This window comes from Pseudomonas baltica, from assembly GCF_014235765.1.
Lineage (GTDB): Bacteria > Pseudomonadota > Gammaproteobacteria > Pseudomonadales > Pseudomonadaceae > Aquipseudomonas > Aquipseudomonas baltica.
This window is the reverse complement of record NZ_JACMYH010000001.1, coordinates 846931-860404: the sequence shown is the minus strand read 5'-3', so window position 1 is coordinate 860404 and position 13474 is coordinate 846931. Positions and strand designations below refer to the sequence as shown.

The following is a 13474-nucleotide window of genomic DNA, read 5'->3' as shown; positions in this document are numbered from 1 at the left end:
TCTCTAGGACTAAATCGTTAAGAGGCGTGCGCACGGTCCGAGGTAGGTCTATCAGACACGAGTGCTCGGTATGAGCTGATGGTTACCGGCCGGGCTTCCGACATAAAACGTTGTCGGAAGGTGGCTCAGAAACTCGAATCGGCCTATTTGTTAGCGGTTTGTCATATTGTACTTAGTGCTCTATAGAAATTGTTCTTGTGAGATACCCCGAATTGGTAACTAGCTACTTTAACCTTTAGTCGCTGTTTTTCAAGATCTGTAAGCCGTTGGAGTTTGTCGGCTATCACGCTTTTGATTGAATAAGTACCAAACACTTGGGGGCATTCCAAGATGAACCGTGAGTTTGACTGAAGCAAGACATAGTCAGGACACTCGTGATTCAGTATTGATGTATCCACTGATGCACTGCTGTGAACTTGTACCACGCGACTAAACAATAGTGTAAATGGCTTAACTAAGCTGTCCGAAGATGAACTGCCAAAGATGACTAGGGTGCTATGTATTAACGCGGATGAATTTTCGAATATGACAATTTTACCATTGTTGTTGATATGATTGCTGAAAGTCACTGTTGACGTTGAATCAGCAGTGTTGAAAGCGATTTTAGGGTGCAACGGTGGGGGAGCGAGCTTTTCTGCCAAATCTCCGGTGCTATGATCAATGGTATAAGTAATTTTCGTATGGCGCTCAAAGGCTTCTATGTCCAAGTTGAAGCCCGAAACAACCTGCGTGAACGCCACATAAGCACCATAATCGGTCCAGTGGGTATCGCCTTTCCAATAGGTAAGAGCTTTGTGTTTAGTCAGTTCGGCAATCGGATAGATAAACCTAGGATTCGCTTTGAAAATTTCGAAGAACTGGTTGGGTGTGCTTTGTGGGCTGGATGTATGCGGATAGTACTCAGGTAGTATATATTCCTTCCCTGGTGCAAGCAGAAATCGCCATTTAGAACAACGTTGATCAGCATCCACTGAAAAGTGTTCAATATAGTTTAACCAGTCAAGCTTGAGTTGATCAGCTAAAGCTATGTCTCCAGTGTACTGCTCTACGCTATTGTTTGTATCGTTATCTAAGAACAGCCATCCCTCCCGCCCTACTTGCACCTTGGAACCTTCCTCAAAAAAGAATGTGCCCAACCAAGATGGACTATCTTCATGCCCAACAGCAATATCAAAAGAAGATACATCTGAAAAGGGGATGTCAGTGACAATGCTAAATCCACATTTCACCACATCGTGGAGACCTTCATAACCCTCTGAGAGAGCTTGCACGACATCAGTTCGCTCAATGTCAATAGGGCTACTAAATCGCCGACCGGCGATGTCTATTAAGATATGCGTAGCTTCGTGAACGCTTAAAACCCATCCACTGATGGTGAAGGGAGATCTATCCACCGGGGCTTCGAAGCTAGGTGCCGGCTCTTCGATGTTCCAAGCATGCAATAGTTCAGAGACACTTTCGGCCGTGCTCGGGACAAAATTTCGGAGGGTAGCCATAAATTAATGATCCCCAAAGGTGCGTTGTCGAACCTGTTCTTTCAGCTCATCAAGGCGGCTCTTGCATTTCTCAAAGAGCTCGTTCGTTATAACAGAGTCTCGAGATTCAGCGTTCGTAATAGCAAGCGTGTGTGCTCTATCGGTACAGTGAAGATAATCACCGATGTAGAAATTTTCGCTCAAGGAAGCCCAGTCAGTCGTCGTCTGATCAAAAATTTGCAATGTGAGGTAATAGTCTTCCATGAATTTCTGGTCTGGAAAGTATTCCAGCGCGCTGGAATCAAACTTTGACTTGTCCAGCATAAAGCTATGGAGTGGGGCGTGGTTTGTCTCTAGGAATTCTTCATACGTAAAACCGTATTCGTATGTTTTATTCCTTTTGATGAAGCGTTCTGACTCGGATTCATATGTCGTATCATACACTCTTCCAAACGTAGCTCTGCTGTTGGTTGTTTGAAGCCTATTTATCAAGTAGCTGTAGGAGTCGCTGAGCATCAAGTCATCATGGTCCAGGAAGGCCACATAATGCGAGGTGGCCGCATTTAATCCATCATGCAAAAGCCTAGCTCGAATATCTTGCGAGTTGTTGTGCGAGCTGAATTTCATAATAGATGTTTGGCTGTACGGAGAATAGTTAAAGCTATTGCACAGCGACGTTAATGCTTTGAGTTGCTGCTGAGATAGATCTTGGGCGCATATCAAAGGCTTGACTATGCACGAATGAATGGCTGCCAGGCTTAACAGCGCATTTCTGAGCTCACTCAAATTGTCATTTTTGTGAAATCTAATAATAGTTGTCACCTCAGCTCTCTGGGCTGGGTCTGACGTCGTAACTTTCGTTGGAAATACCCGGGCTTTGTGGCATATTTTAAATGTTTTGTCTCTGTGGCCCACGGGGATAAGGATGACAGAATTGTTGTAAGCGCTTTCGGAATGTACGGAGCAATGGCCAACATCTTTCTGTAGCTCTTGTGATACGCCGTATTCATTCGATATGATAACGGACCCGGTATTGATTGAGTGAGCCCTTTGCATCTCGTTTATGAAGCTTTCAGTTATCAGTGCCAGTTTCCTAAACTGTAACTTGAAGGATGGCTTGTGGTGTGAAAGCTGAACGATCGGGCATTTCAATTTATTCAGTTCTTCGGCAGCGAACTTGTTACTTAGCACAATTTTCAGTTTGCTTTTGCGAATAGAAGCAGCGAGTTGTTTGAAGAATTTTAGTTTGGTCAGAGAATCAGAATCCAGTTCTTGGATAAGATAATCAGGGATCTCAATTTCGATGCATGTTACGGTTTTTGGATTGGAGCTATGCCCGTTATCTCCTGAATATGAGATATTAGACAATGCTCGGCCTACACTATTCAGATACGCGTATCCAAAGTTTTCATCTGGTTCTAAATGCGCACCCTCGGCCCATTCGTTCCAAGCATTGATGACGACTATCTGGCGGTCAGTTGGAAGATTTTCTTTGGTGTAGGAAATAGCACTTTCAAGCCAGTTCTGAAATTTTTCAGGTGTGCTGTCATGTACAATATGGGCTTCCGAACCATAACGGGCGGTATTATCCCAAGCAGGAACAAGACTTCTGAAATATTGAAAATCTTTTGCACTGTTCTGATCCATGTAGTAGCTAGCTACGTCATCATACTTGAGAACACTGCCATTTACTGGCCAATATTTATGCAGTGTATCTCTAATCTCTGGCGCATTACCGGCGGTCCAGTCGTGCAATACCCTCTCCAAGGCACCGTCCATGCCGTAGTCTCTTGGATCAGTAGCCCCTCTGGTCATAATAGCCGTAATGTACAGGGGAGGTATGCCATGTTCTGCACATACTTTGTTCCAGGTAGTAATGTACTGCTCGGGATTTGGAATAGATGATGGGCGGTAAACGTAAAGGACTGGCCGACCATCAATCGTGATGTAGCGACTGTCTTTCAAAAATGGCACTAAATAACGAATAAATGCTTCAGCATCTTCTTGGGAATAATTTTGCGATAGCAGGACTTCGGAGTCGTTTCCATCCCAGCGCTTTGTCCAATTCTCATTGGCCCAGCAAAAGCAGTAAGGCATGTCCACATCTTTGTTAGAAAGCAACATGCGTGCGGGCTCTTCCAGAATCAATTTTCCCGAGAACCAATAATGATAGAAGATCTGGCCATGCACGCCAGCCAGTCTCATAAGCTCAGCCTGTTTTTTTAGGATGGCAGGGGAGTCCAGTAGATAATAACCGATGTCGTCATGTGGTACATGCTGCTGGTAGTGCTCACTGAATAAAGGCGTTGAGGTCTTGACCTTTGTCCACTCGGTAAACCCTTTGCCATGCCATTCGTCGTTTTCAGGGATAGGGTGAAACTGCGGCAGGTAGAAGGACAAGACCTTGATAGTATGTTCATTTATTAACTTGGTATAATTCCTTTGCGGTTCGAAATACAGCTTCCCTATATCGCTCTGACCGTTGAGAAGTTTCAGTATTTTTCCGGGAGCGTTGCGCCCGCTTATCAATATAATGCGTTCTAAGGCGTGTGCTAGAGTACCATCGGTCGGTATAGGTTCTTCTGGAAAATTTTCCCAGCCGAGAGGCATAGAGAGGAAAGGCGAAATCCCCTCTTTACTCGCCCAGAACATTGAACCCTCAGGGAATTCTATTTTTGGAAAGTCCGAGATATTGATATCGAGATGTTCGTGTAGCACTTCTCGAGCGATGTCATAGTTTCCGGCCCAGCCTGATGGGTCTTTGATATAATAAGTTTGGCCTTCGGGGTATACAAGCTTGGTCTCGCTATTTATTAAGCTCAGTATCTTGTGGACTTTGTCTTTCGAGCCTAGCAGTGAGTTGAGTATCTGGTCTCCCCAGCTCTCAAGCTCTTGGGTATGTGTGCTTTTCTTTGTATGAATATGACATACGGCGTCATAGGCCTGAAGTTCAGCGCCGAATTCTATGATAAATGGCGCCAGATCCCTGCCTTTGTTCGGGACCGTTTTTATGTTAAGTTCCTGTATGTTGCTGACGTGTTTAGCTATTTCTTCTGATATTTCACTAGTTGTGTTACATGGAGTAGATACAAAAAGGTCGAAAGCAAGAGGTATGTTCTTAAGATGCTGAATCATCTTCTGGAGCATGTCAGGGTAAAATAAGTGCAAATGTACAGCAACTGTCATACCGTCGATGGATTGCGGTGATCCACTGTGTACTGAGCTTTCCAAGTAGTAAGGAATACTCGAAACATTCTGCGATAAAACGGCTTGTTCAGGCCAGCCACCTTTGCTGAAAAGCCTATCAATGCTATTGATTTGGGTTCTAAGTGCGCTGACTTCTTTGCGTACGCTATCGCGGAAAGTCTGGAATGAATGCACTCGTTTTTCATGCTGTCCGAACATGTCGAAGTGTTGTTGCGCAGACCCGAATACACCTTCTCTTACAGCTTCTTCGATATCAGGATATACATTGAGATAAATAGCTTCATCAAATGCATCTGGGTCATGATATTTGTTGGCTACTATCCGAGTAAGCATTTCGGAGCGTCGAGCGGATTCGTTCAAGGTCGCTAGTATAGGGGCTCTCAATGCCGCCATATCTTTCATGAGCTTTTCCTGAATAGTATCTGCCTTCTTGGTTTTCTTTTGTATTCGCTGTTTGGCTAGACGTATATTGTATTCAACTATCTTTCCGAGCTCAGGATTTTCTTTTCTCGCGCGCTCATAGCTTTTTATCGCACCTCTATAATCTTCAGAGCGAAACTGTTCGTTAGCGATTGAAAGGCTGGTCTTGTTTTTCATGATGTGATCACTGTAAATTCAGTCTGGAATTTAAAAGGGCTGATATCCGCTATTGTCTGGTATGCACGCATTTAATAGGCTCAGCCTCTTCCTCTCATCGTACGTTAAATGAACGGTTTTAACTCTTCGTTGTTGATGATTGATCCAGCTCTTTGTTTTTTTGTCCGCCTTTCAAGGTCGGCCTGGTTGTTTTTCTGACTTTTTCTGTTGGCTGTAGCGGTCCGCTCGATGTGTTCCTGATAAGTATTTGTTTCAAAGACTCGCTGACAATTTTCCATCGCGTGCAATCTTCGCCTTGCAAAGTACCTGCAGAGATCACCTCATCAAGCTGGATTGGTAAGCTGACAACCAGAGCGGTTAGTAAAAGCTTGTCCTCGTCGTGCAATAAGCTCCATACATTTGTATCCATCGCATATGGCATCGCGAATCGTAGCTCTAATCGCTTCCCACGAGCGTCATCGCTCTCTGCGAACCAGCTATGGAAGGCATGTGCACTGCTCTCAAAGAACTCCAGTCGGGGGTTCTGGCCGAAATCCCCGTTGATGCCGTTGGCGCTCGCGAGCTTATATTCTAGCTCTGGCCACGCTTTGTTACCAAGTCGAACATTCTTTAGAACGATGGAAACTGATTGATAATTATCCAGATTAGTATTGTTTGATATAGATGCATGGTCGTATCTAAGCAGGGCTGGCCAGCCGTTGAGCACACGATCCAAAACCGAAAACCCATCGATGAATACATCTTTATTGAAACTGGAAAGCTTTGTAGGCTCGGTATTCTTCACGAATCTTAAAACTTTGCGCACGAGTTCGCAGAACATCAGCCAGTCTGAGGAACCCAGCTCACTTATGATAGCGTTCCCGTGTAGCATCACCGGTCCTTGAGTGGCAACAAGCGGTAGCTCGTTGTTTTGTTTGAAAGCACGTGGCCATTTGACCAGTGGCGAACAACTGCCCGATCGATAAATAGTCATGGTGCCAATCCCGCCATGCACCTTAGTATCGAAACGTAGCTCTGGAATATAAAGATTATTAATATAAGTTTGCGTCACAATCCAGCTTAGTGTTTCGTTATCAACAACGCTGATTGAAATCGACTCGCACTCCCAGTAGTTAGGGTTATTTTTTATAAAAGACTCGATGCGACGCTGCTGCTTTTGGTTAATATCTGTTTTCTCAAGCAGCCCTTCGATAATCTCTTGGGATTGATGAAGCTGAGCCAATAGCTCACTATTTTCTGCATTTGTATTTATCGTTTCGATTTCTATCAGAGAAACTGTCTTGAGGGCGGCCTTCTCTTCAACTACAAGCTGCTTATTTGCTTTCTTTAAATTATCGCAGTCTTCATTTAACTTCTTAATGCGATGCAGTGCGGCCTCATGTTCTTCAAATATGTCGTGGAGATGCGTAGTCCCCGTTTTTCCCTGTATAAGGCCTGTTGATTCAGTTGAGATTTCCTCTTTCAATCTTTCGATGAGTGCGTATTTGCTTCTTAATTGCTTGTTGAGATTAGCTACCGCTTTCTCGGAATCAAAAATAGTACTTTCAATTTCCTTTTGCAGTTTTCCTAAGCTTGAAGCAATGGACGTCCGAGCCGAGAGACCTGCCGCCATGACTGGCTCTTTGTCCAACGCATGCGTGTTTTTTTCATTTCGGTTTTTTTTTGCGGTCATTGTCGGTGTGTCCAATATCGTTTCTACTTAAATTCACACTGAAATCGAACGCTGATAGCATTGCAATTGGTCACGACGCATCATCGATCAACTCTCGAATCTCCGCGGCTATCTATCGCTTCGCCATGGCTGGCCCTCAATCTTTGTCTTTCATCGAAGCCAAAGCATCTAGCGAGCGTAGCGCCTTTCTTAAGGCTTTTGCTTTATCAAGCCCCCTGACGATCGACAACGGTCTTGGAGGTAGTGCCAGACCTCCGTAAGGTCCTGTTTGATAATCGTGACTCAACCCCGGATGATAGTAATCATCTACCTGTCCATCGTCTGTCCAACTGGACCTAAAAAATCGCTGTTCGCGCTGTCCTCGGGCAATGCGATCTGCAGTCGAGTCTTTTCCCCTGCTGGCAGACTCTGCATGAATGAGTTCAGCGAAAGGCGTCCATAATATTTTCAATCCTCGTTCGCAAATTCTCATACATAGATCTACGTCGTTGAACGCGATAGGCAGTGAGTTCTCATCCATCCCACCTAGTTCTAGATACACATCTCTAGGCGTAAGCATGCACGCACCGGTAACGGAACTCTGGCGCCGAACGATTTGATTCATCCCAAGATAACCAGCATCTTGGCGGGCACTATTATTTCCTGCATGCGCCGCGAGCCCATTTATACCTACAGTGACGCCACCATGCTGTACCATTCCGTTTGCCCAGAGTAACTTGGCGCCTACCGCTCCAACGCCTGGCCGCAGTGCCTGGCTTACCAGTTCTTTTAGCCAATCATTTTCTATAATTTCGATATCGTTATTCAATAGGCATAAAAATCTACCTGTTGCAACTTCAGCGGCCCTGTTGTTAACTGCTGGATAGTTGAACGGGTGCGGATGCGGCAGTATGTTAACGCCTCGGCTTTCAAGCTCGGATAAGTAAGCAAGGGTCCTACTGTCGGTTGAGTCATTATCAATTATGATAACCTCTAAGTTATCATAATCAGTATTTCCAAGCACGCCTTCGACACATGTTCTCAATAGGTCAACTTGATCTCGTGTAGGGATCATTATCGTCACCCGTGGCAAGACCTCCGGCAACGGCCAGCGTACTCTTAGTAGACTCGGATACCCAACGACATGATCAACAGTCGCCTCACTTGATAGAGATTGAACAAGCCAGTCTATAGATTTTCGCCGGCTGCTTGGCTTTGGATCTTCTGCAGGGCTTGGAGCCAGGCTATTAGCCCTATGGTAGATCACGCGTGGTAGGTGCAGAACGCGTCCAGAGTTGATTGCAGTCGACAGTGCAACACCGGCAAGAAACATATCCCAGTTTAACCTCCCTTCATTCCTACAGTTCACTGTGAGATCAATTGCAGCGGTGATGACTGACATGCTAAAGATCGCGCCTGGTGAAAATATGTCCTCGCCTATAAAAAGGTCTATGTCCCAAGCAGGCTTGAGCCACGGTGCAGTGCGTTGGCCATTGATACCGTCGCAGTCGCAATCTCCATATGCCCAATCAACGCCTTCGATCATTAGTGCCTGCAATTGATCGACCGCAGAAGGTGCCAGGCGATCACCCGCTTTAACTGGTATGACACTACTGCAGCCCTGCAGTTGAAGGCTTTTAAATCCGCTAGATACATCAGAGCTTGAACAGTACTCTATCGCTTTTGCTGGATGCCTTTGAGCCAGAATGGTCCTAGAGATCTCTTCAAGATCCTTCGCTCCTTCAGTGAGCACAAGAATCCCGCAACTGACAGGTTGGTTATAGATCATCGGGGGATCAGACTGAAAAGCCTCAAACCATTGATGATAATTCCTAAGTCCGGCACTCTTTGGCAATATCAGCTCATGTTGCTTAGCCACGTTAGCCAGCAGTTGGATATCTTTATCGCTCAGCTCAGCTGCTGTTTTAGTGGATAGTACAGCTTCTATGCCTTCTGGCCAAATACACAATGTAATTGGGCTGCCCGATAACGGCTCCCCGCAATCGTTTTCTATAATCAGAGTATGGGTCCTGCCATCGGCGAGTTCCCAAGGAAGATCAAGTTCAAACGCATGATCGTTTGTGTTGAGATAGGATAAGGAATGGTGCGCCAGATTTGCTACTGTGCTAGTAAGCTTTCGACCGCGCTCGATCACGTTTATTGTGACATTCCTGTCTGGCCTGCCGGTATCCCAAGCCCAGCCGTAGATTTTTAAACCGCCTGTATGCCAGACCTGCGAAGCCGCATTTGATTGTCCCGCCGGCCGAGGTGCTGGCAATGCCACGCTCCCGCTAAGCCGATGTCCGAGATTCGCGATTCGTGCGGAGATCTGTCTAGCATTCGTTAGATAGCGTTCCTGTATTTTCATGGCAAAGCCGTGAAACCCGTCACCTATGACAGGATTCTGAATGAACGCTTCAGCTCTCACAAATCCTATGCTCTGGCCGTCTGCAAACACCTCTACTACAATTCTTGTCTCGGTCTGATCGTCATCTATAGCCCAGCCTTGTAGCACGTCCCCATACAAGCCAGTAATTGCTCCTCGTAAGCTTGGATTGGTTCTCATAGGATGCTCAGCGTCAAGTTAATCATTCAGTAATCTCGGGCTTGCGCATGATTAAATTATGCGTTTGCTGGGGCGCCAGCCGCTCAGTGGTGCGCTTGACTGCGTTATCCAAAGGTGTAGACGTCTCAATTTGGTCCGCTCTGGTGATTTTAATCGGTGGGCTACAACCGCTAAGCACGTTGCTGTCCATGCGGGTGAGCCCTGGGAGCTCAGTTATACCCATCACGCAGTTTAACGCGCACATGGCTATGTAGTTACTGGCATCTATATCGATGAGAATAATTTGATGTTTATTGGTCGTGCTCATGTTTCGGATAAATTCGAGCTGAAAGTTTGCCGCCTCTTCTGAAGTGTCATTGCTTTCTATAAAAAGTCTCTGATGTGATAGGTCTTTATCGGTAAATGAGATCGCGCCATCATTACAATGTGTTTGGGTCGCGTCGGTCCAACTGTTACTTTGTACGAGCGTTTCCAGTCGTGAGTGCAATTTAGACGTCAAGGTTTTTGGAAGGTGTGGCGTCAGGTGTGGCGCGGAATAGACCAAAGATGCTTGGCGGATATCAAGAAGCTGATCGAGATCAGCTGCTAGCTTTTCCATTTGGGTGCTCAAGTCATAATCAACAATAATATCTAAAGAGCTAAACCTTATATTCACTGTTGCAACTGCACCACTTGTGAGCTGTTGATGGGTGAGGCTTACTGCATGGCTCTCACCTGTATCGTCCATGTCCTGTATCGATATTTTAAGAACATTATCTTTTCCATCCGTGATCTTGTACTTACTTGTGAATGCTTTGAGTCGAGCTTTTTGCAATGCGTTACGGGCCGGCTGGAGGGGGTCGCGTTGGCAAAAATCCAGATAAGCTTTCTCGGCTTTAGGATATCGCCGTCTGAGCACAGCATTGTTGTACGCAACTCGTATCTTCTTTTCTTCCCGAAAAGACACTCCGCCTTTATGAGCAATGAATACATCAGTAGCACCCAGATGACGCCAACCCATAGCTTTTGCTTTCAAACACCAGTCTGTTTCCTCTCCATACCCGCGAGTTAGTTCAACCTCATCTAGATAGCCGACACTTTCCAATGCTGTTCGCTTTATATAAAGGCAGAATCCGCAACCGGTTTCCAGCTCCACCGGAGCACTCGCGATACCGCCTGCCAGTGTGTCCAGTTCCGCCTGTTCTGCAGCAGTTGGCATCGGCGAACTCACTCTGCTCACTGGAAAGCTCATCAGTTCGCCGTTATTGGTGAAGGGCGTTACCGAAGCAATATCGGCGGCGCCATAGGCGGTATCGCGCAGGCGATCCAGCCAGTTTCCGTGCACACGTGTATCGGCGTTCAGCCAGACGACGTCATGGCGGGGGCTTAGCGCCATGGCGCGGTTCATGGTGCGTATGAAGCCCAAGTTCACAGGCTGCTGTATCAGCGTAATCTTGCCCTTGCTCGCCAGTACCTTCAGCGCCTTGCGCAAAGCGACAATAGGTGTTGCGTCGTCCAGCACCACGAGGCGATGAGGCGTACGGTTAAGTTTGCGTGCGGCGATGGCACTGTTGATGCACTCGAGGGTTTCCTCCAAGCCATCGTAGATCGGGATCAGCACGTCGACCGGGTGGTGCTTGCCTGCATCGGCGACCGGCTCGGGGGGGACGAAGGTTGGCATGGCCGACACCGGGCTGCCCAAGAGGGGCAACCCCGTCGCAAACCTCACGGTGACTGCCAGTGTGGGATTTGGCACTTTGATGCGAATTCCACCGTGGATGGTGGGCAGGCCTGCTGCAGTGAGGAGGGGGCTGGCCACGTTGGCTGTTACCAACATCGTCTGGCCGTTCGCTTCAAGTTCAAGTGTGGGGGGTGCATGCACGTTGCGCAGATCGACGGCCCATCCCTGAATTTCCTTCTCCTCGGGCAAATAGCGCACAACGCCAACGGTACCTGGGGCATCGGTTTGTGCAGCGAGGATCTTGAGGACAAAATTCAGCTCGTTAGCGACCGTGATGTCTGGCAGGTGAGCAAGGATCAAACGGCGAAGCTCGGCAGGGCTGGCCGACTGGCTGCGAGCCTGCCACAGCATCATGCGCAGAGAGGGGTCGTGGGGGAGTTTCTGCCATACGGCAGCGAGATAGCGAGCAGCCATATCGGGTTGTCCCTGCGCCAGCATGCTGCGCCCCAGCAGGGCATGAACATCGGCACGTTCGGGTAGGGCATGTGCGGCATTGCTGAAAAAAATAAAAGCCAGCTTGGGGTCGTTCGGCAAGGCGTCGATACCCTTCCAGATCAAAGCCTCCGGACGGTATTCGGGCGTCTGCAGGGCAAGCTCAAGCATCGCCGCGGCGCTTTCATGCTCTTGCGCTTCACGATGACGATGAAATATGTCCATGAGCGTTTCTCGCCCACGGTCGAGGTTTATGGACATGGCTGGCGAATTCACTGCAAATAATAAAAAGAAGGGCGACCCTAAAGTCGCCCCTTTTTCGAATACCACCCGCCTTGCGGCGGGGAGCATTCAGCTTGCTACGACTGGGCGGATTAGACCTGGCCGTGGATCACAATGACATTGTCGATTGTGTTGGTAGCTTCTTCCGAACCGACGATGGCGATAGCGACGTCCGCCAGGGTGTGACCCTGAGCGATGAAGTCGATCCAGCCAGCCTTGCTTGCAGCGTCTTCGGTCGCAGAGCGGCCCAAGGCGTTGGTGTACAGGCTGTCGATGAAATCGCTGTTGATTTTCTGACCGGCTTCAGCCGAATTCAGAATGGTGGCAGCGACTTCGGTACGGCTAGCACCATTGACCAGCTGGCTGACCCAGTTATTCAAGCCATCGGCTTCGGCGCCGCGGCCCAGTGCAGACTGGTACAGGCCTTGGACGTACGAGCCATTGCTCTGGTCGTTGCTGATAGCTTCCTGCGAAGTGGCGATTGCACTGACCACGTCGGTACGAGTACCACCGGCAGCCAGAGTGTTCAGCCAGCTTTGTACGCCTGCTTCGTCGATGTTCGTTGTGTCACGCTGCAGAATCTGGGTGTACAGAGACTCAACGAACGCTTCGTTCGAAACAACGGTGTACTCGGAAGAGTTCAGGAACTCCTGGGCGATAGCGGTAGTGGAAACACCGGCTTCAGCCTGAGCAGCCCAAAGTTGTGCGCCATCCTTGTCTGCATCACGACCCAGCAGGCCTTGGAACAGACGCAGTGCAGCTGCTTCGGCTTCGCTGTCGACCAATGCAACCGATTCGTTGTTGTCGAAGGACAGGAACTCAGCGTGAGTGATCGACGCAGTTTGCGTGCCGGTCAGGTTCACATTGAAGTTGTTACCGACGGTGAAGTCGTAGTCCTGACGCGAGCCGCCCAGGTGCACGACATCGTAGCCTTCGCCAGCGTCGACCACGTCAGCGGTACCGGCCAGGAAGATTTCGTCGTTACCGGCACCCGAAAGGATGACGTTGTTGCCAGCGCCGCCGTAGATGGTGTCATTGCCAGCGGCAGTGATGATGGTGTCGTTACCTTCACGGCCGTCGACGTAGACATTCCGGTCGCCGGTGAAGATCAGGGTATCGTCGCCAGCATCGGTGGTAACGATAATATCAGGGGTGGAATCGGTTGTGGCAGAGGCAGATACATCGCCTTCAGCCAGAGCAGCAAAGGTGGCGACCGGTGCTGGCGTGTTGAACGACACGACCAGGTTGGCATCGCTATCGAATACGAACGCTTGAGCTGTAGAAAGCTCGGCAGGAATTGCAACGGCAACGTTTTGACCCGCTGCACCAGCGATGGTCGCGCTAACCAGTGCAGGAGTGGTGCCTTCCGGCGAAACTGGGGCAGACACGCCGTCCCACGAAGCAACACTTACGCTTTCAGCAGTGTCCAGTGCCAGCAGGGTGCTGATGGCAGCGGCGGTAGTGGAGGACAACAGGGTAGGGTTATTGGCCAGCGAACCTTTCAGTTCGGACGCGGAGTAAGGCTGGTCGTATTGCATGTGTAA

5 protein-coding genes and 1 pseudogene are annotated in these 13474 nt (G+C 48.4%); all 6 read right to left on the bottom strand.

Annotated elements, in window-relative coordinates; all coding sequences use genetic code 11:
• Positions 1-161 precede the first annotated feature (161 nt).
• On the bottom strand, positions 162-1496 hold the full coding sequence (locus H7993_RS03825; protein ID WP_185793493.1) for an alginate O-acetyltransferase AlgX-related protein: 1335 nt from the start codon (positions 1494-1496) through the stop codon (positions 162-164).
• 3 nt (positions 1497-1499) lie between these two features.
• Complete coding sequence (locus H7993_RS03820; protein ID WP_185793492.1) at positions 1500-5279, bottom strand: glycoside hydrolase family 99-like domain-containing protein; 3780 nt, start codon at positions 5277-5279, stop codon at positions 1500-1502.
• Between the two features lie 118 nt (positions 5280-5397).
• On the bottom strand, positions 5398-6951 hold the full coding sequence (locus H7993_RS03815) for a hypothetical protein (protein ID WP_185793491.1): 1554 nt from the start codon (positions 6949-6951) through the stop codon (positions 5398-5400).
• 136 nt (positions 6952-7087) lie between these two features.
• Positions 7088-9496: a glycosyltransferase family 2 protein gene (locus H7993_RS03810; RefSeq protein ID WP_185793490.1), complete on the bottom strand. Its 2409-nt coding sequence runs from the start codon at positions 9494-9496 to the stop codon at positions 7088-7090.
• Between the two features lie 792 nt (positions 9497-10288).
• A pseudogene (locus tag H7993_RS03805) lies at positions 10289-11873 on the bottom strand (glycosyltransferase family 2 protein); the annotation flags it as partial.
• A 149-nt stretch (positions 11874-12022) separates the two neighbouring features.
• A complete protein-coding gene (locus tag H7993_RS03800; RefSeq protein ID WP_185793489.1) occupies positions 12023-13468 on the bottom strand; it encodes a DUF4214 domain-containing protein in 1446 nt (481 codons plus the stop codon).
• Positions 13469-13474: the final 6 nt, after the last annotated feature.

Excerpts from the sequence above, each read along its gene's own strand:
- H7993_RS03825 (WP_185793493.1), bottom strand. The coding sequence starts at position 1,496 with ATGGCTACCCTCCGAAATTTTGTCCCGAGCACGGCCGAAAGTGTCTCT.
- H7993_RS03820 (WP_185793492.1), bottom strand. The coding sequence starts at position 5,279 with ATGAAAAACAAGACCAGCCTTTCAATCGCTAACGAACAGTTTCGCTCT.
- H7993_RS03815 (WP_185793491.1), bottom strand. The coding sequence starts at position 6,951 with ATGACCGCAAAAAAAAACCGAAATGAAAAAAACACGCATGCGTTGGAC.
- H7993_RS03810 (WP_185793490.1), bottom strand. The coding sequence starts at position 9,496 with ATGAGAACCAATCCAAGCTTACGAGGAGCAATTACTGGCTTGTATGGG.
- H7993_RS03800 (WP_185793489.1), bottom strand. The coding sequence starts at position 13,468 with ATGCAATACGACCAGCCTTACTCCGCGTCCGAACTGAAAGGTTCGCTG.